Consider the following 20,927-nt stretch of genomic DNA (forward strand, 5'->3'; position numbering starts at 1 on the left):
CTTCACGCGGGGCGGGCGACCGGGTTGAAACCGAACGGCAGCTCGAGCCGGTGCGCGTGCAGCAGCTCCTCGTCGGCCAGCACGTCGCGGGTGGGGGCGTCGGCGACGATGCGACCGGCGTCCAGGATGACCGAGCGGGGGCACAGCTGCAGGGCGTACGGGAGATCGTGGGTCACCATCAGAACCGTGACCGGCAGCGGTTCGAGGATCTGGGCGAGCTCGCGGCGGCTGGCCGGGTCGAGGTTGGACGACGGCTCGTCCAGCACCAGGATCTCCGGGCGCATGGCGAGCACGGTGGCCACCGCGACCCGGCGGCGCTGACCGAACGACAGGTGGTGCGGCACCTGGTCGCGATGCTCGCTCATGCCGACGGCGGCGAGGGCCTCGTCGACGCGTACGCGAAGCTCGTCACCGCGGACGCCCAGATTCTGCGGCCCGAAGGCGACATCCTCGGCCACGGTCGGCATGAACAGCTGGTCGTCCGGATCTTGGAAGACGATGCCGACGCGGCGGCGGATCTCGGCCAGGGCGGCCCGGTCGGCCGGATTCACCCGGGCGCCGGCCACCTCGATCGTGCCCGGACCGCCGTGCAGGATGCCGTTGAGGTGCAGCACCAGCGTGGTCTTGCCGGCGCCGTTCGGGCCGAGCAGCGCGACCCGCTCGCCCGCGGCCAGGGTCAGGTCGATGCCGTGCAGCACCCCGGTGCCGTCCGGGTAGTCGAAGTGCAGCCCCGCGATGCGTAAGGCCGGCGTCTCGGTCATGATCCGATTGTGGCAGCCAGCGCGATTCCCGCCGTAGCCACGGGCAGCGCCGCCGCCGTGATCCACTGCCGGGCCGGGGCGCGGCCCTCGTCGGCGTGCGGGAGCCGCCCCGCGTAACCGCGCGAGACCATGGCGAGATAAACCCTTTCCCCCCGCTCGTACGCCCGCAGGAACAGCGCCCCGATACTGACGGCGAACGCCTTGACCTGCCACAGGAAGCGCGGGTCGTAGCCGCGGGACAACCGGGCGATCCGCATCCGGCGGGCGTCGTCGGCCAGCACGTCGAGGTAGCGCAGCATGAACGTGGCGATCTGGGTGAACACGGTCGGGCAGCGCAGCCGGTCAAGGCCCAGGATCAGGTCACGCATCGTGGTCGTGGCCGCCAGCAGCAGCGACGCCAGCACGCCGAGGGTGCCCTTGGCGAAGATGTTCCACGCGCCGTGCAGGCCGTCGAGCGACAGCGACAGGCCGAGCCAGTCGATGCGTTCGCCCTGGCCGGCGAACGGGAGCGCGACAGCCAGGAGCACGAAGGGGAGCTCGATGGTGGCCCGCTTGGCCAGCCACAGGGCGGGGACGCGGGCGGCGATCGCCACCACGGCCAGCAACACGGCGTAGCCGGCGAAGGCCCAGAATTCCGTACGGGGGGTGACCACCACGATGATCGTGAACAGCAGGACGGCCGAGATCTTGACCTCGGGGGCGAGGCGGTGGATCGGGCTCTGCTTGTCCAGGTGCAGCGGGTGGGCGTGGCCGGCGCCCATTACGCGTCCGTCCTGGTGCGTCGGCGCGTTACCCAGAACAGTCCCGCGCCGAGTCCGAATGTGATCAGCACCCCGGTCGTGCCGGCCACGAACTTCGAGAGGAAACCGTCGCCGCCGTAGTCGGCCAGCGGCGAGCCGCCCAGCTGATGTGCGCTCTCCTGCTGGGCGATGCAGTGCCCACCGGTGATCTCACCCTCGGCATTGAAGGTGCACCCCTCGCGGGCGGTGGCGTCCAGCCCGTCCGGGCTCGACGACGCGAAGTTGCTCACCACGCCGGCCAGCAGCAGGGCCACCAGCAGCCCACCGGCCAGGAACCAGCCGAGCTTCCGGTTCATGCGTTCACCTCGACCGACGCCTGCTTCCGGAACCGCCGCAACGCGTACACCAAATCAGGTCTGACCCGGGCCACCGTGGCGACTGTGGTGGCCGCGATCAGCCCCTCACCGATGCCGATCAGCACGTGGACGCCGGCCATCGTGCCCGACACCCAGGGCAGCGACAGCTCGGTGGTGCCACCCAGTGCGTACTCGAGAACGAACCCCTGCGACGCCACCACGACGCTGACCACGCTGGCGATGAAGGCGGTCGCGGCCAGCCCCCGGGCGTTGCGCGGCAGGACCCGCAGCAGGCCCGCCACCAGCAGATATCCGGCCGCCGTGCCGAGCAGCGCCATGTTCGTGATGTTGAGGCCGAGCGCGGTGAGCCCGCCGTCGGCGAAGAGCAGGCACTGCACGATCAGCACCGTCGCCACGCAGAGCGCACCGACCCACGGCCCGACCAGGATCACCGCCAGCGTGCCGCCGAGCAGGTGTCCCGAGACGCCCGGCAGCACCTGGAAGTTCAGCATCTGCACGGCGAAGATGAACGCCGCCACCAGGCCGGCCATCGGGGCCAGCCGCTCGTCGAGGTCGTTGCGGGCCTTGCGCACGCAGAACGCCAGGGCGGCCACCGCGAGCACCGCGAACACCGCCGACACCGGACCGTCCACGATCCCGTTGGCGATGTGCATCGCCGTCGTCTCCATGCCACGCAGCATATGAGTATCGAGTGCTGTTGCAAAGTGTTGGCAATTGAACATCAAGATCGGGATGTCCCGGCGGGGCGGTGGGTGACGGACCGCCGCTCCCGCGGGGACCGCGCCGTGCCCCGCTGGCCGCTGGCGCGTCCAGAACGCGGGGCGCGTCACGGCGACGTGCGTGAGTGGTTGCGCCCCAAGGCGGGATCATCGGCGCATGACCTCATACGTGTCGCACACCACGATCGACTGCTCCGACGCCTACACGCTCTCGCGCTGGTGGGAGGGCGTGCTCGGCTACCGCGAGGACCCGGACGACCCGAACGAGCCCGGCCACGAGGAGTGCATGATCTTTTCGGCCGACCGGTCGCACCGGCTGCTGTTCATCGAGGTGCCCGACGTCAAGCAGGTCAAGAACCGGGTCCACCTCGATCTGCGCCCGGTCGAGGGCACCCGCGACGAGGAGCTGGCCCGGCTGCTCGAGCACGGCGCGACCGTGGTCGGCGACCTAAGAAATTCCGACGGTACGGGCTGGGTCGTGCTCGCCGATCCCGAGGGCAACGAGTTCTGCATCCTGCGCAGTCAGGGCGAGCTGCAGTAGCTTCCCGGCGTCGGCCGACCCCGGATCGGCGTGGAAGACGACCAGCATCAGCGCCTCGGTCCCGGCGACGGCGAGCCGCTCGCGGTTGAGCGTCAGCTCGCCGAGCCGGGGGTGGACCATGCGGATCGGCGTGCCGCGCTGGCTGCGGATCTCGTGCCGGGCCCACAACTGCCGGAAATGGTCGCTGGCCAGGGACAGCTCGCCGGTCAGCTCGATGAACCGCGGATCGTCGACGTCGGTGCCGATGGCCTGGCGGAGGTTGGCCACGAAGCATTCGGTGACGTTCTTCCAGTCCGGGTGCACGGCCTGCACCGCCGGGTCGAGGAACAGGTCACGTAACTGGTTGCCGCCCGGGGTCAGGCCGGGGGTGAGCGCCCGGGCCAGGCGGTTCGAGGCCAGCACGTCGAAGTACCGGTCCTCGATGAAGGCGGGCTGGCTCAGGGAGTCGAGGAGCTTGAGGACGCCGGCCGGGGGCTTCTCCGTACGCGGCCGGCGCCGCCGCCGGGGCTGGTCGGCGACCAGGCTCAGCAGGTGGGCCAGGTGATCGTCGTCGAGCCGGAGCACCCGGGCGATCGACTCGAGCACCTGCACCGACGGGTGCCGGTCGCGCCCCCGCTCCAGGCGCAGGTAGTAGTCGGGGCTGATGCCGGCCAGCATCGCGACCTCTTCGCGGCGCAGGCCCGGAACCCGTCGTACCCCGATCTCGGGAATGCCCGCCTGCTGAGGGGTCACCAGCTCGCGCCGGGCCCGCAGGTAGGCACCGAGGGCGTTCGCAGTCACCTGTCCAGCCTAGGTCGCGCCCGCCGGACAGAGGGGGTCCTGTCAGGGCTCCGGCTACCCGCCCCGGTCGTGCCTAGCGTCCGAGGCATGACCATTTCCCTGATCACCGGCGCCAACAAGGGCATCGGGTACGAGACCGCCCGCCAGCTCGTCGACCTCGGCCACACCGTCTACGTCGGCGCCCGTGACATCGAACGCGGCCGGGAAGCCGCCGCCGGCCTCGGTGCCCGTTTTGTCCAGCTGGACGTGACCGACGACGACTCGGTGAGCGCGGCCCTGAAGACGATCGAGGCCGAGCAGGGCCACCTCGACGTGCTCGTGCACAACGCCGGCATCCTGACCGGCCCGGCTCTGCAGATGTTCGACGTCAACGCGGTCGGCATCGTGCGCGTCACCGAGGCGGCGCTGCCCCTGCTCCACAAGTCCGGCAACCCGACCGTGGTGACCATCTCGAGCAGCGCCGGCTCGTTCTGGGCCGTGAACAACCCCGACCGCCCCGAGTACCACCTGCCGGTGGCCCTCTACTCCGCGTCCAAGGCCGCCGCCACCATGCTGACCGTCCAGTACGCGAAGGCGCAGCCGGGGATCAAGTTCAACGCGCTCGAGCCCGGCTTCACCGCGACCGACATGACGGCCGGCTTCGACGGCGGGCGCACCCCGGCGGAGAGTGCCCGCACCGTCGTCCGTCTGGCCACGCTGCCGGCCGGCGGCCCGACCGGCACGTTCACCGACGAGTCGGGCGTCCTGCCCTGGTGAAACCCGGTCCGGACGGGCAGCATCAGTGTCGATGCTGTACGGCCGGGATGCGGCGTGCGCCGCGATCGCAGGGCTGGTGACAGCCGCCGCGGAGGGGCGCGGCGGCTCCCTGGTCGTGCGCGGCGAACCCGGCGCGGGCAAGACGGCTCTGCTCGAGCACGCCGCGGCCACGGCCGGGAGCGGCTGGACGGTGCTGCCCGCGGCCGGGGTGCAGTCCGAGGCCGAGCTGGCCTTCGCGACGCTGCATCAGCTGCTGCTCCCGCTGCTGGACCGGAGCGCGAGCCTGGAGCCGGCGCAGGCGGCCGCCCTGCGCGGAGCGTTCGAGCTCGGCACGGCGGTGGTCGGCGACCGGTTCCTGGTGTCGGTCGCGGTCCTCAACCTGCTGTCCGACGCGTCGGCCGACCGCCCCGTGCTGTGCCTGGTCGACGACGCGCAGTGGATCGATCAGCCGTCGGCCGACGTGCTGGGCTTCGTGGCCCGGCGCTTGGGCGCGGAGCGGATCGCCCTGGTGGTCGGCCGGCGCGACACGGCGACCGGGTTCGCGGAGGGGCTGCCCGAACTCGAGCTGCCTCCGCTCGATGCCGAGGCGTCGGCCGCCCTGCTGCCCCGGCTCCCGCCCGCGGTGGTGAGCGGCCTGGTCCGGCTGGCCGGCGGCAACCCGCTCGCGCTGCGGGAGCTGCCGTCGTCGCTCACCCCGGATCAGGTGGCGGGCCGGCAGCCGCTCGACGACCGGGTGCCGTTGCCCGCCCGCCTCGACCGGCTGTTCGGGGACCGGCTGCGCGCCCTGCCCGGCCCGGTCCGCGCGCTGTTGCTGATCGCCGCGGCCGAGGAGACCGGCAACGTCACCCTGGTGCTGGCCGCGGCGGCCGCGGGGGCGGACGCGCTCGACGTCGCCGAGCGCTCCGGGCTGGTCCGGGTCGCGGCGGACGGCATCGTCTTCCGGCACCCGCTGATCCGGGCGGCCGCCTATCAGATCGCCGAGCCCGCCGACCGCCGCGCCGCCCACCGGGCCCTGGCCGCCGCCGACCCCGACAACGACCGGGTGGCCTGGCACCGCGCGGCCGCCGCCGTCGGAACCGACGAGGAGGTGGCGACCGCGCTGGAGGACTCCGCCCAGCGGGCCGTGCGGCGGGGCGGGCACGCGGCCGCGGCCACGGCCCTGCTCCGGGCGGCCGAGCTGAGTGACCGGCCCGCCGCCCGGGCGCGGCGACTGGTGGCGGCGGCCGACGCGGCCCGGCGCAGCGGCCGGCATCCGCAGGCGATCGACCTGCTGGCCCGGGCCGCCCGCGCGGACGAGGGCGGTGATCCCGTCATCCAGGGAGCTGCCGATCACGTGCGGGCGACGATCGAGGCGGACGCCGGCAACGTGCTGGCCGCGGCCGGGCAACTCGCCGCGGTGTCCGAGCGGGCCGCGGCGGCCGACCCCACGCGCGCTCTGCACCTGCTGGTCGAGTCGGCCGAGGCGGCGGCGTACGCGGGCGACTCGTTGCGCTCGGCCGGGCTGGGCCGGCTGGCGGCCGCGCTGCCGGTGACCGACAAGCCGGCCGCGTTCCTGAGCGACCTGCTGCAGGGCATGGGCCGGGTCGCGGAGGGAGACAGCGCCGCCGGGGTGCTCCGGTTGCGCCGCGCGATCGGGGCCGCCGCGACGCTGACCGAGCCCCGGCACCACATCTGGGCCGGGGTCGCCGCGTCGTTCGTCGGTGACGAGCCGGGCGCCCGGCTGTGGTTCACCCGCGCCGTCGACCGCGCCCGCGCGACCGGGGCCCTGGGCGAGCTGCCCCACGCCCTCGAATACCTGGCCGAGCTGGACCTGCGTTCCGGCCGGTACGCCGATGCGGCCGGGCACGCCACCGAGGGCCGGCGCCTGGCCGCGGAGCTCGGACAGGACACCAGCATCAGCCGGCACCTGGGCACTCTCGCCTGTCTGGCCGCTCTGCGCGGCGCCGACGAGGAGTGCCGCGACCTGGCCCACGAGGCCCTGACCCGGGCCGGGCGGCGCGGTCTCGGCATCGTCGCCACGGTGGCCCGGCACGCGCTGGCGCTGGCCGACCTGGTGCGGGGACGCCCGGCCGACGCGCTGACCCATCTGCGCGCGATGCTCGACGCGCGGCCCGGCGCCGGCAGCCCGTTCCTCGCCGTCGCCTGCGTGCCCGACCTGGTCGAGGCGGCGGCGCGGGCCGACCGGTGGGAGGGGGTCGGGGAACCGCTGGCCGCGTTCGAGCGGCTGACCGGGCCGTCCGGCGCCCCGGCCGCGCGTTCGCTGCTGTGCCGGGCCCGCGCCCTGCTCCCCGGGGCCGACGCGGACCGGCTCTTCGCCGAGGCGGTACGTCTGGGCCAGGACTGTGACCGGCCGTTCGAGCTGGCCCGTACCCGGCTGCTGCACGGCGAGTTCCTGCGCCGCGGCAAGCGCCGGGCCGAGGCCCGGGTGCAGCTGCGCGAGGCCGCCGACGTCTTCGACCGGCTGGGTGCGGTGCCGTGGGCCGAGCGGGCCGGCGCCGAACTGCGGGCGACCGGCGAGACCGCCCGCAAACGGCAACCGGACACGCTGACCCGGCTCACCCCGCAGGAGCGGCAGATCGTCCGGCTGGTCGCCGACGGCGCGACCAACCAGCAGGTCGCGGCCCAGCTGTTCCTGAGCCGCCGGACCGTCGAGTACCACCTGCACAACGTCTTCACCAAGCTGGGCGTCTCGTCCCGGACCGCGCTGGCCCGGTCAGAAATCCCATGACGCGTACTCGGGGCGGCCCTTGACCTCGGCGAACAGCAGCGCCATGCGGTCCAGGTACCAGAGCTTGCTCACGTTCACGATCAGCACGCCGGCGACTGTCGTGAGGACGTCGAGGCGGACCAGCCCGTACGCGAGAAGGATCAGCCCGGCGACACCGATCACGTTGGTGAGGTTCGGGACGGGCGAGCGGAACTGGGCCGGTATGTCGGCCGTGCCGCGCTCGGACCAGACCCGTTCGCCGAGGACGCTGGCGGAGGCCCAGTTGCGGGTCGACCGCGGCGGCGGGAAGAGCAGCGGATTGACCATCATCCAGAGCACCGCCAGAGCGATCGGGATCAGGCAGTACCAGCCGATCCAGTCACGGCTCCAGATCGCCAGGGCGAGCAGCGAGAGCACGGTGAACCGGGTCCAGACGCTGGCCGCGTTCGCGTGTCGCATCCACTTGTCGCCCTGCAGACCGAAGACCCGGGCGATGCGCTGTTCCATGGTGGGGGTTGTCATGCCCACCACGTTCGCGGGAACGGGGCGGCGTCGTATCCGTAGTAACCCCAGTGTCAGAACAGGGCCATCTGGCCCGGCGTCGGCTCGCGGCGGGCGGTCAGGCTGCCCCGGAACACCCACGGCCGGAACTCGGGTGCCGGGTCGGCCTCGGGCTCGGCCGGGGGAGCGCCGCCGGTCAGCGCCCACAACGACGGCCCCAGGTTGATGCCGCGGGCCCGCAGCGCCTGACGCATCACGAACCGGCTCAGCGGCAGCCGGGCCGTGGCCAGGTCGGGGATCTCCAGGTCGTGGCGCATGCTCATCAGGCGGCGGTTGCGCTCGACGATCTCCCGGGCGCCGGGAGCGGTCAGCGAGGTGGCGGCGTGGGCCCCGACGGCGTCGCGGACCAGGGTGACGCCCGCGTCCCAGGCCGCCTCGATCGTGCCGAACGCGGCCAGCAGCTTGGCCGCGGTGGCCGCCCCGAAACGGCGTACGCCATGCAGGTTGTCGGACGGGTCGCCGCGCAGGGCGGCGAAGTCCCGGTACTGCCAGGGGTGCACCCCGTAAAGCGAAGGGAGGGCCGCCGCGTCGACCAGGACGGCCTCGTCGAAGCCGCCGTTGCGCACCCGCAGCACCGAGGTGGCGTCGTCGATCAGGGCGAACGCGTCGCGGTCGCTGGTCATCAGCACCGACTGCCAGCCGCCGGCCCGGGCCGTGGCGGCCGCGCTGGCCAGCACGTCGTCGGCCTCGTAGGCGCGCGGGACGACGGTGCACACGCCGGCGTCACGCAGCAGGGCGGGGGCGGCCAGCAGCTGCGCGGTCAGGTCTTCGGCCTTGTCGGGGCGGTGCGCCTTGTAGGCCGGGTAGTCGGTGCGGCGGGCCGACTCGTCGGGGCAGTCGAAGCCGACCACCACCGCGTCGGGGCGCAGGTGGGCGGCGGCGCGGGCCATGTAACCGAAGAAGCCGCGCAGCGCCCAGATCGGGTTGCCGTCGTCGTCGACCCAGCCGTCGCCCGCGCCGGCGTGGTAGGCGCGGTGCAACAGGCTGTTGCCGTCGAGGACGAGCAGGAGGGGCACGCGAAGAGACTACGCCGGGGGTGCGACGCTCTGCCTCACCACGAGTGCGGGGGCGATGGTACGGCGTACGGAATCGGTGGTCCCGGAATCGATCTGGGCCAGCAGCAACTCGAGCGAAGCGGTGGCCACGGCGTCGAAATCGGGGCGAATCGTCGTCAAGGGAGGGTTGTAGAACGCCGCCTCCGGCACGTCGTCGAAGCCCACGATGCTGATGTCACCCGGCACCCGCCGGCCGTGCTCGTTGAGGGCCCGCAGCAGCCCGAGCGCGATGTGGTCGTTGGCCGCGAAGACCGCCGTCGCCTCGGGCAGCCGGGCCAGCAACTGGCCGTTGCGGTAGCCCGAGGCGGCACTCCAGTCCCCGGTGAGCAGCGGCGGGATCTCGCGTCCGGCCTCGCGCAGGGCCGACTCCCAGCCCTGGACGCGCCCGGCCGCGTCGAACCAGTCGGCCGGCCCGGAGATGTGCCACACGGTCTGATGGCCCTGGCCGAGCAGATGTTCGGTGGCGGCCCGGGCGCCGGCCACCTGGTCGACCGTGACCAGGGTGGACGACCGTTCCGGATCGCCGTCGATGGTCACCACCGGGACGTCGTCGGGCAGCTTGGCCAGGGCCGGACCGGCCCCGGCGACCGGGGCGATCACGACCAGCCCGGCCACACGCTGGTCGAGGTGCCGTTCGACGGCGTCGGCGATCGAGCGTTCGTCGAGATTACGGACGCTGCCCACGTTGACCGCGAACCCGGTGGCCTGGGCCGCCTCCTCGAACGCGGTCAGCATCGACGCCGGCCCGTAGAGCGAGGAGTTCTGCGCGACCACCCCGATCACCTTGGACGTGCCGGTGACCAGCGCCCGGGCCGCCCGGTCGGGCCGGTAGCCGAGCTCGGCGATCGCCGCCTGCACCTTGAGGCGGGTCTGCTCGCTGACGTTGGGGTGCTCGTTGAGCACGCGCGACACCGTCTGATGCGACACCCCGGCCAGCCGGGCGACGTCCATCATCCCGGGCGGCCGCCCTCGTTTGACGCTCATCCGCGGCAGGATAACCGCAACGACCCGGCCGGCGTTGTCCGCCGACCGGGCCGCTTTCCCGGTCAGGACAGCGGACAGGTGTTGCGGTAGTCCGAGATGGAGGTGCTGGACGGGCCCGGGCAGATGAACTGGTCGTAGCGCGTGTCGTTGTCGACGAAGCGCTTCAGCCAGGCCACGCCGAGGCGGGCGGTGAAGGTGTTGACGGACTGCGGGAAGAAGTGCGAGGCGTTGTTGAGCTCCAGGTACGCCTTCTCCGACGACGCCGGGATGCTGTTGTAGAACGGGATCGAGTGCGACGAGACGGGCGCGACGGTGTCGCTCTCGCCGCCGACGATCAGGGTCGGCACCCGCAGCGTCGACCAGCTCTTGGTCGTGTTCCACGGGGCCAGCGGCACCGCGGCCTGCAGTGACGGACGCGAGCGGGCGGCCTCGAGGCTGCCGCCGCCACCCATCGAGTGACCGGCCACGGCGAGTCGCGTCGCGTCGATCCGGGTCCGCACCGAGCTGCGCTGGGTGAGGTAGTCGAGCGCGGCCAGCAGCTGGTCGCCGCGCGAACCGGGCTGGTCGTAGATGGTGTTGGTCTCGATGCCGATCACCACGAAGCCGTGCGACGCGATGCGCGGGCCCAGCCACGACAGGCTGGACCAGCGGGCGGTGAAGCCGGGGGAGATGGCGACCGCGCCGAATGTGCCGTCGGACGTGCTCGTCGGGTAGTAGATGGTGCCGCCGCCGAAGCCGCTGACCGTCGAGGGCACACTGGCGGTGGACACGCTGTAGGGCCCGCGGCTGGCGTCGAGCGAGCTGGTGGTCGGGTTGGGGCCGCGCTCGTACGGGTTGTCCGCGGCCTGGGCCGGAGCCGCGCCGAGTCCGACGGCCAGTGCGGCGGCCGCGGCCATCGCGAGGACGAACCGGCGTGGTTTGCGAAGGTGCTGCACCTGACACGCTCCCGATGGTTGGGGATTGATGGCGGTCAGTGTTTGTTCGGTTTCGCGGCGTGCGCATCGGCGAAACCACCAGCCTTGCGCAACGGCCTGTTAACACCCCCGAAATTTCATCAGCCGAAAAGTCCCGGTCAAACTCTTTCCGGCCGTGGCCTGCGACGACAGACTCCCTTCATGGTTAGTGCACTTCAAGTGCAAGATTCTTTCCCGTACGGGCGGCAGGCGGAACGGTCGGCGATCCGTACCCTGCTCGACACGCCCGCCGGCGGGTCTCTCGTGCTGGTCGGCGGACCCGGCGAGGGCCGCACCACGCTGCTCGGCACGGCCGCCGGGATGGCCGGGCCCGGGTGGACCGTGCTGACCGCCCCCGGCCGCGATCCGTCGGTCGGCTACGCGGGACTGCAGCAGCTGATCGAGCCCCTGGAGGCACTGGCCGGTCATCTCCCGGCGCACCAGCGCGACCCTCTGACCAGGGTGATCGCCGGCCGGGAACCCGGGGCGAGCCCGCTGCTGCTCGGCGTGGCCCTGCTCGCCCTGATGCGCCGCGCCGCCGCCCGGGGCCCGGTGCTGTGCCTGCTCGACGACGCCGACCGCCTCGACCCGCCGTCCTGGCAGTTGATCCAGATGCTGGCCGCACGCCTGCCGGTCGCGATCCTGGCCACCGCCGCAGCGGAACTGCCCGGCCTGCGCTGCGTCCACCTGACCCCGCTGGACGACGAGGCTGGGCACGCGCTGGTACACCGGCGTGCACCCGAGACGACCGACGAAGTCGCCGCCGCCCTGGTCGAGCTGGCCGCCGGCCATGCCGGGGCGCTGGCCGAGCTAGCCGACTCCCTGACCCCGGCCCAGCGGCGCGGCCTGGCCCCGCTGCCCGGCGGTCTGCCCCACGGGAGCTCCCTGCGTCGCCGTTTCCAGACGCGGTTGGCCGCATTGCCGCCGTCAACGCGGCGCTTGCTGCTGCTCGCGGCGGCCGCCCCCGGCACCCCGCCGGCCGAGTTGCTGGCCGCCGCCGATCCCGCGCTCTGGCCCGGCACACCGTCCCACGAGTGCGCGGACAGCGCGCTGGTCGAGGGTGTGGACGCGGCGCTGGTTGAGGGTGTGGACGCGGCGCCGGTTGAGGGCGTGGACGCGGCGCCGGTTGAGGGCGTGGACGCGCCGTCGGATGAGGACGCGGACAGGGCAGCGTGTGGGGGACCGGGCGGTGCGGCGGGTGAATGCGCGTGCGGTGCGCTGCGTGAAGGCGCGTGCGGGGCGGTCACGGCGGCGCACCTGGCGCCGGCTGAACGGGCGGGGCTGATCACGGTGACGGCGGACGGCGTGAGCTTCCGGCCGCCCGTGGCCGGGCTGGTCGCGTACGGGGAAGAACCGCTTTTCCGTCGTCACGCCGCCCACCTCGCGCTGGCCGTCGTCTTCGCGAAGCGGGGCCGCGAACTGGCCGCGCTCGTGCAACGGGCCGAGGTGACCAGCGCGCCGGATGGCGAGCTGGCCCAGGATCTGATGCGAGCGGCCGCCTCGGTCCCGCCGGCCGACGCCTGGCGGGCGCAGCGGCATGCCGCCCGGCTCGGCGACGACCCGTCGGCTCTCCTGGCGGCGGCCCGTTCGGCGGTGGCGGCGGGTCGTCCGCGCGATGCCCGGCCGCTGCTGCGCCAGGCGAGCCGGCTGCGGGCCGGCGTCGAGGTGCGTGCCCGGGCTCGCGGGGCGATCGCTGAGATCAAGCTGCGGGGAGCGCCGGCCGAGTCCCGTGACGTGCTCCTCGACGTGGCCGCCGATCTGCTGCCCACCGACCCCACCGGAGCGCTCGATGCCCTGCTGCTGGCCGCCGACGCCTGCGGCCGGGCCGGCGACCCGTCTCGATACCCGGCACTGGCGCGTCAGGCGGCGGCCCACTATCGCGACCCGTCCGCGACTCCTTTCGGAAGGCCCGGCGACCCGTCCCTGACTCCTTTCAGAAGGCCTGGTGACCCGTCCGCGACGTCCCTCGGGAAGTCCGGCGACCCGGGCTGGGAGATCGAGATGGCGTTGCACCAGGTGATCGGTCTCGCCGACCTCATGACGGGTGACGAGACCAGCGCGTTCCGGCACCTGCGCGCGGTGATGCTCCTGGCCGCGCGAACCACCGACCCGGTCGCCCTGACACGGGCCGCGAACACCGGCATCCTGCTGGGCCAGGACCGCCGGGCCGCCCACCTGGCGAACCAGGCCGTCACCCAGGCCCAGCGGCGCGGTCACGCCGCGCTCGTCCCCGAGGCCCTGGAGGTCGCAGCGTTCGCCGAGCTGGCCGCCGGCCGCTACGACGCTGCGACCGAAAACGCCCTCGATGGCGCGGCCGTCGCCCGGGGAGCGGGCCGCCCCGACCTGGCCGTCTCGCATCAGGCCTTGCTCGGGCTGCTGGCCGCATTCATGGGCGACGCCGAGACAGCCCGGCAGCGCGGCGACGCGGGAACGGTCCGCCGGCACGACACCGCGACGGCCCGGGAGCGCGGGGGCGCCGGCGACGGCCTGGGGGATTGGACCGAGGCACTGCTCGATCTGGCCGCCGGGCACCCTGACCGGGCGGCCGAACGGCTGGCCCGCGTCGCCCGGACCGGCTCGATGATCCTGCGCGTGGCGATCGCCCCGCACCTGGCCGAGACCACCGGCAAGAGCGTCGACGTCTTCGACCGATGGGCCGCCCGCACCGCTCAACCCGGCTGGCTGGCCCTGCGCAGCCGCTGCCGGGCGCTGACCGAGGCTGAGGGTGCCGACGACTACTTCCGTGAGGCCCTCGGCTGGCACGACCGCGACGCCGACGGCGGCTTCGCCCGCGCCCACACCCAGCTCCTCTACGGCCGCCACCTGCGCCGTCACCGGCGCCCGGCCGAGGCCCGCGATCACCTGCGCCGCGCCGCCGAGACGTTCCGGCGCTACGACGCGCGTCCGTGGACCGACCAGGCCGCCCGCGAGCTGCGCGCGGCCGGGGAACGGGTCACGACCGTCGACCAGGCGCCGCTGACCGCGCAGCAGGAGCGGATCGCCGGCCTGGTGGCCGAAGGCGCGACCAACCGTGAGGTGGCCCGGCAGTTGCACCTGAGCCCCCGCACGATCGATCACCACCTGCGCAACGTGTTCGCCCGCCTGGGCGTCCGCTCGCGCACCGAACTGGCCCGCCGGCTAGACCTTTTCGACCGTGACCGGCGTGACCAGGCGGCGGTCCCGGTCGCCCACGACGCGTAGCGCCCCGGTCAGGCGGACCCGGCCGGTCAGCGGCAGGTCCGCCGCCGACGTCCCGACCAGCACGTCCAGGTCGCCCGGCTCGACGATCCGGGAGAAGTCGCGCCCGGTGAAGGCGGTCCGGTCGGCGTGCACCGTGAACGTCACGTCACGAGCCTCGCCCGCCTCGAGCCCGACCCGGACGAAGCCGGTGAGCTGCTTGACCGGCCGGGTCACCTGGGCCACCAGATCCTTCAGATAGAGCTGCACCACCTCGTCGCCCGCGCGCCCGCCGGTGTTGCGCACCCGCACGGTCACCGTGAACTCGCCGTCGGTCGGCACCTCGGTCGCGCTGATCCGCAGGTCGTCGACGGCGAACGTGGTGTACGAGCGGCCGTGCCCGAAGGCGTACAGCGGCGTCGGGTCCAGGTTGCTGACCCCGGTGTTCTCGGCGCCGAGCGACGGCAGCAGGTAGGTGCCGGGCTGTCCGCCGGGGTGCCGCGGGATCTGCACCGGGAGCTTGCCGCCGGGGTTGACGCTGCCGGTCAGCACGCCCGCGATCGCGGCGCCGCCCTCCTCGCCCGGCATGAACGCCTGCACCAGGCCGGCCACGCGGGAGGAGAGGCTTCCCAGCGCGTACGGGCGTCCGGAGACCACAACCACAACGATCGGCTTACCCGTGGCCAGGAGCGCCTCGATCAGCTCGGCCTGCACGCCGGGCAGCGTGAGGTCTTCGGCGTCGCAGCCCTCGCCCGAGGTGCCGTGCCCGAACAGCCCGGCCAGGTCGCCGACCATCGCCACGGTGACGTCGGCGCTTTCTGTCAAGGCGACGGCGGCGGCGAAACCGGAAGTGTCGTCGCCGATCACCGGGCAACCCTGTTCGTACACGACCTCGGTGCCGGAAAGGGCAGACTTCAGCGCGTCGACCGCGGTTGGCACGTCGATGCCCAGCCCGGCCTGCGGATAGCGGGGCAGCACGTGGTTGGGGAAGGCGTAGCAGCCCATGAACGTACGCGGGTCGGCCGCGGCCGGTCCGACCACGGCGACCCGGCCCAGGCCCGCGGCCAGCGGCAACGCCGACCCGGCCTCGAGCAGCACGATCGACTTCTCGGCCATCTCGCGGGCGAGGGCCCGGTTGGCGGCCGAGTCGAGATCCGTGCCCGCGGCGGCGGCGACGGACTTCTCCGGCGTCCAGCCGGCGTCCAGCAGGCCGAGGGACACCTTCTGGGTGAGCAGGCGCCGGACGGCCCGGTCGATCAGCTCCTCAGGCACCCGGCCGGCCAGTTCCTGGCCGAAACCGAGCGTGTCGGGCAGCTCGACGTCGATGCCGGCGGTCAGCGACTGGATCCCGGCGTCGACCATGTCCTCGGCCACGTGGTGGGTGGTGGCCAGGAACGGCACGGCCCAGTAGTCGGAGACGACCGTGCCGGTGAAGCCCCAGCGGTCGCGCAGCAGCTCGGTGAACAGCCACGGGTCGGCCACCGCGGGCAGCCCGTCGATGTCGGAGTAGGAGTTCATCACCGATTCGGCCCCGGCCTCGCGGATCGCCGTCTCGAAGGTCGGCAGGATGATGTCGAGCAGCTCGCGGCGGCCCATCGGGACGGGACCGTGGTTGCGGGCACCACGCGACGCCGAGTAGCCCGCGAAGTGCTTGAGGGTCGCGATCACGCCGGCGCTCTGCAGACCCCGTACGTATCCGGCGCCGAGCAGGCCGACCAGGTACGGATCTTCGCCGATGGTCTCCTCGACCCGGCCCCAGCGGTAGTCGCGCACCACGTCGAGCACGGGGGACAGGCCCTGGTGCACGCCGACCGCGGCCATGTCCCGGCCGATCGCGGCGGCCATCCGCTCGACCAGGTCCGGGTCGAAGGTGGCGCCCCAGGCGATGGCGGCCGGATAGACCGTGGCGCCGAAGGTGGTGAACCCGGTCAGGCACTCCTCGTGGACGACGGCCGGAATGCTCAGACGGGAGTTGGCCAGGACGATGTGCTGCTGACGTACGACCTCGGCGGCGCCTTCGACGGCAGTGAGGGGGTGACTCCCGTAGACCCGGGTGAGGTGGCCGAGTCCGTGCCGACTGGCCTCGTCCAGGGGTATCGTCCCGGAAGCGGCGAAAACATCCTGCATGGGAGCGACGTTGAGCGTCTCCTCGGGGTCGACCTCCTCTTCGTCCTGCATGTCGTTGCCGACCCAACGACTGCCGAGCTGGCCGATCTTCTCTTCGAGGGTCATCTCGGCGAGCAGGGCGTCGACGCGCTCCGCCACGCCCAGCGCCGGGTCCTGCCATGGCTTGCGTACCGGTTCTACGGTCACGGCGCAGCTCCTCAGTGGTTCCACAGATTTGGTTCCGAAACTTTCAGTGTTTGCACAGCACAATTTTCGGTGTCGAGATGATCTTAGGCAGGCGGTCGTGACCAGGTCGGAATCCCGTCCACTCTCGCCGTGGGAGCGCGACCAATGCAAGACTCTTGACATGATCAAGCCGAAACCCTACGTTAACGAAACCTCGTGTTAATTTGCGGTTGACGAGCGAAAGTTGCAGCCGCTGTGACGCGGACGACCACTTCCACGGCGATCCTCTCGCCGCCACCGCGGCGGCATCAAAAAAAGACGGAGATCAGCGTGTCCAATAACCCGATTTCCCGGCGGAACTTCCTCGGCCTGGCCGCGGGTGCGGCCGGTGCCGCGGCCCTGGCGGCCTGTGGCAGCTCCGGTCCGAGCAACAGCGGTGGCAGCAGCAGCGGGGGCAGCGGCGGCGGCGCGGCCAGCTACTGGTCCCTCAGCGGCCCGCCCGGCGAGCCGTACCGTCAGGCCGCGATCGACCGGTTCAACAAGGCGAACCCGGACAGCAAGATCACCGGGACGTTCTTCCAGAACGACGCCTACAAGCAGAAGATCAAGACGGCGCTCGGCGCCAACCAGGGCCCGACGATGATCTGGGGCTGGGGCGGTGGCGGCCTCAAGGAGTACGTGACCTCGGGCCAGGTCGAAGATCTGACCAGCTGGCTGGGTGAGAACGCGGCGGTCAAGAGCAAGATCCTCCCGTCCTCGTTCGGCGCCGGCACGGTCGACGGCAAGATCTACGCGCTGCCGGTCGAGACGGTCCAGCCGATCGTGCTCTTCTACAACAAGAAGGTCTTCGAGTCGGCCGGCCTGCAGCCCCCGAAGTCGTGGGGCGAGATCATGGCCCTGGTGCCGCAGTTCAACGCGAAGAAGATCGCGCCGTTCTCGCTCGGTGGCCAGTCCCGCTGGACGAACATGATGTGGCTCGAGTTCCTGCTCGACCGCACCGCGGGCTCCGAGGTCTTCGACAAGGTGTTCGCCGGCGAGAAGGGCGCCTGGTCCGACCCGGCGGTGCTCGACATGCTCACCAAGATCCAAGACCTGGTGAAGGCGAACGGCTTCCAGAAGGGCTTCTCGTCGACCACGGCCGACTCGAACGCCGACCAGGCGCTGCTCTACACCGGCAAGGCCGCGATGATGCTGCACGGCTCGTGGTCCTACGGCATCCAGAAGGAGCAGGGCGGCAACTTCGTCAAGGACGGCGGCCTGGGCTGGATGAACTTCCCGGCGGTCGAGGGCGGCAAGGGCGACCCGAGCAACACGGTCGGCAACCCGGGTCAATACCTCTCGATCTCCTCCAAGGCCACGACCGAGGCCAAGGACATCGCCAAGAAGTTCTTCTCGACCACGCTGGTCGACGACGAGGAGAAGGCGGGCTGGGTCAAGTCCGGCGGCGTCCCGGTGCTGACCGGCAGCGAGAGCCTCTTCACCGGCGACGACGCGGGCTTCCTGAAGGACATGGCCACCATCGCCAACGGTGCCAAGGTCTTCGCCCAGTCGTGGGACCAGGCGCTCAGCCCGACCGCGGCCGAGACGCTGCTCGACAACATCGCCAAGCTGTTCCAGCTGCAGGTCAGCCCGCAGCAGTGGGTTGACGCCATGAACGGAGTCATCGGCAAGTGACGACGATCGCTCCGCCCGTCGTACGGACGAAGGAGCCCTCCAGGTCCACCGGCGGGCGGAGCGGTCCCGTCCTCTGGATGGCTCTGCCGGCGTTCGTCTGGTTCGTGTTCTTCGGGATCATCCCGCTGCTCGGCGTTCTCGCCCTGAGCTTCACGACCTGGAACGGCATCGGCGAGATCGTGCCCTCCGGACTGGACAGCTGGAAGGCCACGCTCAGCGACCCCGGGCTGCCGCACGCCCTCTGGGTCACCTTCCTGATCATGGCGTTGTCGTGGGCCGTCCAGACCCCGATGTCGATCCTGATCGGGGTCTTCCTGGCCACCAGCAAGCGCTACCGCGAGTTCCTGGCCGTGCTGTTCTTCATCCCCCTGCTGCTCAGCTCGGCCGCCATCGCGATCACCTACAAGGCGCTGCTCGACCCGAGCTTCGGGCTCGGCAGCGGCCTGGGCATCGATCTGCTCAACCAGGACTGGCTCGGCAACTCGACGCTGGCCATGGCCACGTTGATCTTCATCGTGTCCTGGCAGTTCATCCCGTTCCACTCGCTGATCTACCAGGGCGCGGTCCGGCAGATCCCGACGAGCATGTACGAGGCGTCCCAGATCGACGGCGCCGGCCGCGTCCGGCAGTTCATCAGCATCACCCTGCCCCAGTTGAAATACACGATCATCACGTCGTCGACGCTGATGGTGGTCGGGTCGCTGACCTTCTTCGACCTGATCTACGTGCTCACCGCCGGCGGTCCCGGCGACGCCACCCGCGCGCTGGCCCTGGCGATGTACCAGCAGGGCTTCCAGGCCAACCTGATGGGCCCGGCCAGCGCCATCGCTGTCATCCTGGTCCTGGTCGGTCTCGTGCTGTCCCTGGTGCTGCGGCGGCTCGGGGGCCGGGCCGACGACAGCCAGCTGGAAGGGGCCTGACATGGCGACCGTGACCAAGCACCGCCCGTCGCCGTCCGTCTCGGGCACCCCCGGCGGCACCCGCCGGCGCAACAAGGCGATGGCCTACAACTGGCTCGGCGGTGGCCTGAGCTGGGTCTGGCTCTTCGTCGTGATGCTGCCGATCTACTGGATCGTCATCACCAGCTTCAAGACCCAGTCGAACTACTTCATCACCAACCCCCTGGTCCCGGCGTCCGACCTGACCTTCGAGAACTACAAGACGGTCATCGAGTCCGACATCGTCCGGTACTTCTTCAACAGCGTCATCGTCACCCTCGGCGCGACGGTGCCGGCCGTCCTGGTCAGCTTCATGGCGGCGTACGCGATCGTCCGGGGCAGCGGCAGCCGGATCCTCAAGGGCATGAACTGGGTGTTCCTGATGGGTCTGGCGATCCCGCTGCAGGCGGTGATCATCCCGGTCTACCTGATCATCATCCGGCTCAAGATGTACGACACCCTGGCCGCGATCATCCTGCCCTCGATCGCGTTCGCCATCCCGCTGTCGGTGCTGGTGCTGTCGAACTTCATCCGTGACGTCCCGAAGGAGCTCTTCGAGTCGATGCGGATGGACGGCGCGACCGAGTGGGGCACGCTGTGGCGCCTGGCGTTCCCGCTCACCCGGCCCGCCCTGGTGACGGTGGCGATCTACAACGGACTCGGCATCTGGAACGGCTTCCTGCTGCCGCTGGTGCTGACCCAGAGCCCCGACCAGCGCACGGTTCCGCTCGCGCTGGCCAGCCTGTCGGGTCAGTTCGGCGTCAACGTGCCGGCCATCGCCGCGTCGGTCACCCTGACCACGCTGCCGATCGTCATCCTCTACGCCATCGGCCGCCGCCAGCTACTGAGCGGCTTGACGGCGGGTTTCAGCAAGTAGGCGGGTGCTCTCGCGCACGACCAGCTCGGTCGCGAGTTCGACCCGGGGAGTCTCGATGGGCTCGCCGCGTGACAGTCTCAGGACGGTCCGCGCGGCGAGCCCGCCCATGTCGGCCAGGGGCTGGCGCACGGTGGTCAGCGGCGGCGACGACCAGCGGGCCTCGGGCAGGTCGTCGAAGCCGACCACGCTCAGATCGTCGGGCACCCGGAAGCCGCGCAGCCGGGCCGCCTCATAGGCCCCCAGCGCCATCTGGTCGCTCGACGCGAAGATTGCCGTCGGCGGGTCGTCCCGGTCGAGCAGCCGCTGGGCCGCCGCGAAGCCGCCCTCGTGCCGGAAGTCGCCCGGCTCGATCAGCCGCCGGTCGACCCGCATGCCGGCCGACTCGAGCGCGGCCCGATAGCCGTCGAGCCGGGCCCGGCTGCACAGCAGATTGCGCGGGCCCTCGATCAGGCCGATCCGCTGATGTCCGAGAGAGATCAGATGTTCGGTGGCGCTGCGGCCGCCCGACCAGTTCGTCGCCCCGATCGTCGGGACGTCGGCCGCGGCCCCACCGGCCGGGTCGATGATCACCATCGGAACGTTGAGCCGGTGCAGTTCGGTGTAGACCGGGCCGGCCCCGTCCGAGATCACCAGGACCACGCCGTCGGACTGCCGCGACCGCAGATTCTGCAACCACTGGCGGGTCGATGCGGTACGCCGGTGCACAGCCGAGATGACCGTGCCGACACCTGCCGCGTGCGTGACCTCCTCGACGCCGCGGATCAGCTCGACCGCCCACGGACTGTCCAGATCGTGGAAGACCAGGTCGATCAGGCCCGCGCGCAGCGGCTGCCGAGAGTTACGAGGGCGGTAGTCGTGCTCTCGCAGAAGATGCTCGATGCGGTCACGCGTCTCGGGCGACACATCGGTACGCCCGTTGAGCACCCGTGACACCGTGGGCACGGAAACCCCGGCCGCCTCGGCGATGGTCGCGATAGTGACACGCCGTCCGGTCGCGGCCATACGACTCTCCTTGCTCGCCCCAATGCGCTCAGC

The 20,927-nt window shown here is 71.9% G+C and carries 18 protein-coding genes; 7 read left to right on the plus strand and 11 right to left on the minus strand.

The annotated features are described in order from the left end of the window. Positions 1 to 2: 2 nt before the first annotated feature. From KOI35_RS13890 to KOI35_RS13905, 4 genes are read right to left on the minus strand one after another with little or no spacing between them, the layout of a single operon-like run. Positions 3 to 761 (minus strand): energy-coupling factor ABC transporter ATP-binding protein, encoded by a 759-nt coding sequence (locus tag KOI35_RS13890; protein ID WP_215787335.1) that lies wholly within the window; start codon positions 759 to 761, stop codon positions 3 to 5. Beyond that, positions 758 to 1,522, minus strand: a complete 765-nt coding sequence (cbiQ, locus tag KOI35_RS13895) for a cobalt ECF transporter T component CbiQ (RefSeq protein WP_215787337.1) — start codon at positions 1,520 to 1,522, stop codon at positions 758 to 760. The genes KOI35_RS13890 and cbiQ overlap by 4 nt, the downstream gene beginning before the upstream one ends. Continuing rightward, positions 1,522 to 1,857 carry a PDGLE domain-containing protein gene (locus tag KOI35_RS13900; RefSeq protein WP_215787339.1) on the minus strand — a complete coding sequence of 112 codons (336 nt, stop codon included), beginning with the start codon at positions 1,855 to 1,857 and terminating at the stop codon, positions 1,522 to 1,524. The genes cbiQ and KOI35_RS13900 overlap by 1 nt, the downstream gene beginning before the upstream one ends. Beyond that, complete coding sequence (locus KOI35_RS13905; RefSeq protein WP_215787341.1) at positions 1,854 to 2,546, minus strand: energy-coupling factor ABC transporter permease; 693 nt, start codon at positions 2,544 to 2,546, stop codon at positions 1,854 to 1,856. The genes KOI35_RS13900 and KOI35_RS13905 overlap by 4 nt, the downstream gene beginning before the upstream one ends. Before the next feature lie 208 nt (positions 2,547 to 2,754). Between KOI35_RS13905 and KOI35_RS13910 the strand changes: the two genes are divergently transcribed. Further along, a complete protein-coding gene (locus KOI35_RS13910) occupies positions 2,755 to 3,138 on the plus strand; it encodes a VOC family protein (protein ID WP_215787343.1) in 384 nt (127 codons plus the stop codon). Here the strand turns inward: KOI35_RS13910 and KOI35_RS13915 are convergent. Next, positions 3,046 to 3,918 carry a helix-turn-helix transcriptional regulator gene (locus KOI35_RS13915; protein ID WP_215787345.1) on the minus strand — a complete coding sequence of 291 codons (873 nt, stop codon included), beginning with the start codon at positions 3,916 to 3,918 and terminating at the stop codon, positions 3,046 to 3,048. The genes KOI35_RS13910 and KOI35_RS13915 overlap by 93 nt on opposite strands. An 87-nt stretch (positions 3,919 to 4,005) precedes the next feature. Between KOI35_RS13915 and KOI35_RS13920 the strand changes: the two genes are divergently transcribed. Both KOI35_RS13920 and KOI35_RS13925 read left to right on the plus strand, forming a co-directional pair. Beyond that, entirely contained in the window at positions 4,006 to 4,674 is a 669-nt protein-coding gene (locus KOI35_RS13920; protein ID WP_215787347.1) for an SDR family NAD(P)-dependent oxidoreductase, read from the plus strand. Between the two features lie 31 nt (positions 4,675 to 4,705). Next, on the plus strand, positions 4,706 to 7,402 hold the full coding sequence (locus KOI35_RS13925; protein WP_215787349.1) for an AAA family ATPase: 2,697 nt from the start codon (positions 4,706 to 4,708) through the stop codon (positions 7,400 to 7,402). Here the strand turns inward: KOI35_RS13925 and KOI35_RS13930 are convergent. The 4 genes from KOI35_RS13930 to KOI35_RS13945 all read right to left on the minus strand — a co-directional run bounded on the left by KOI35_RS13930 (position 7,388) and on the right by KOI35_RS13945 (position 10,877). Continuing rightward, entirely contained in the window at positions 7,388 to 7,903 is a 516-nt protein-coding gene (locus KOI35_RS13930; protein WP_215787358.1) for a DUF6653 family protein, read from the minus strand. The two genes, KOI35_RS13925 and KOI35_RS13930, sit on opposite strands and share 15 nt — an antisense overlap. Before the next feature lie 53 nt (positions 7,904 to 7,956). Then, positions 7,957 to 8,958, minus strand: coding sequence for a 5'-3' exonuclease (locus tag KOI35_RS13935; protein ID WP_215787360.1), 1,002 nt, complete (start codon positions 8,956 to 8,958; stop codon positions 7,957 to 7,959). A 9-nt stretch (positions 8,959 to 8,967) separates the two neighbouring features. Beyond that, positions 8,968 to 9,951 carry a LacI family DNA-binding transcriptional regulator gene (locus KOI35_RS13940; protein ID WP_215787982.1) on the minus strand — a complete coding sequence of 328 codons (984 nt, stop codon included), beginning with the start codon at positions 9,949 to 9,951 and terminating at the stop codon, positions 8,968 to 8,970. Between the two features lie 92 nt (positions 9,952 to 10,043). Then, on the minus strand, positions 10,044 to 10,877 hold the full coding sequence (locus KOI35_RS13945) for an alpha/beta hydrolase family protein (protein WP_215787984.1): 834 nt from the start codon (positions 10,875 to 10,877) through the stop codon (positions 10,044 to 10,046). Between the two features lie 237 nt (positions 10,878 to 11,114). On the opposite strand from KOI35_RS13945, the gene KOI35_RS13950 reads away from it, so the two are divergent. Next, entirely contained in the window at positions 11,115 to 14,135 is a 3,021-nt protein-coding gene (locus KOI35_RS13950; RefSeq protein WP_215787362.1) for a helix-turn-helix transcriptional regulator, read from the plus strand. Here the strand turns inward: KOI35_RS13950 and KOI35_RS13955 are convergent. Then, complete coding sequence (locus KOI35_RS13955) at positions 14,073 to 16,424, minus strand: glycoside hydrolase family 3 N-terminal domain-containing protein (RefSeq protein ID WP_308120957.1); 2,352 nt, start codon at positions 16,422 to 16,424, stop codon at positions 14,073 to 14,075. The two genes, KOI35_RS13950 and KOI35_RS13955, sit on opposite strands and share 63 nt — an antisense overlap. A 309-nt stretch (positions 16,425 to 16,733) precedes the next feature. Between KOI35_RS13955 and KOI35_RS13960 the strand changes: the two genes are divergently transcribed. From KOI35_RS13960 to KOI35_RS13970, 3 genes are all read left to right on the plus strand, one after another. After that, on the plus strand, positions 16,734 to 18,077 hold the full coding sequence (locus KOI35_RS13960; protein ID WP_215787364.1) for an extracellular solute-binding protein: 1,344 nt from the start codon (positions 16,734 to 16,736) through the stop codon (positions 18,075 to 18,077). 77 nt (positions 18,078 to 18,154) lie between these two features. Beyond that, complete coding sequence (locus KOI35_RS13965) at positions 18,155 to 18,997, plus strand: carbohydrate ABC transporter permease (protein WP_215787366.1); 843 nt, start codon at positions 18,155 to 18,157, stop codon at positions 18,995 to 18,997. Between the two features lies 1 nt (position 18,998). Then, entirely contained in the window at positions 18,999 to 19,892 is an 894-nt protein-coding gene (locus KOI35_RS13970; protein ID WP_215787367.1) for a carbohydrate ABC transporter permease, read from the plus strand. On the opposite strand, the gene KOI35_RS13975 is transcribed toward KOI35_RS13970, so the two are convergent. Beyond that, positions 19,857 to 20,894, minus strand: a complete 1,038-nt coding sequence (locus KOI35_RS13975) for a LacI family DNA-binding transcriptional regulator (protein ID WP_215787369.1) — start codon at positions 20,892 to 20,894, stop codon at positions 19,857 to 19,859. The two genes, KOI35_RS13970 and KOI35_RS13975, sit on opposite strands and share 36 nt — an antisense overlap. Positions 20,895 to 20,927: the final 33 nt, after the last annotated feature.

The sequence above is a fragment of the Paractinoplanes bogorensis genome (assembly GCF_018829635.1).
Classification (GTDB): Bacteria; Actinomycetota; Actinomycetes; order Mycobacteriales; family Micromonosporaceae; genus Actinoplanes; species Actinoplanes bogorensis.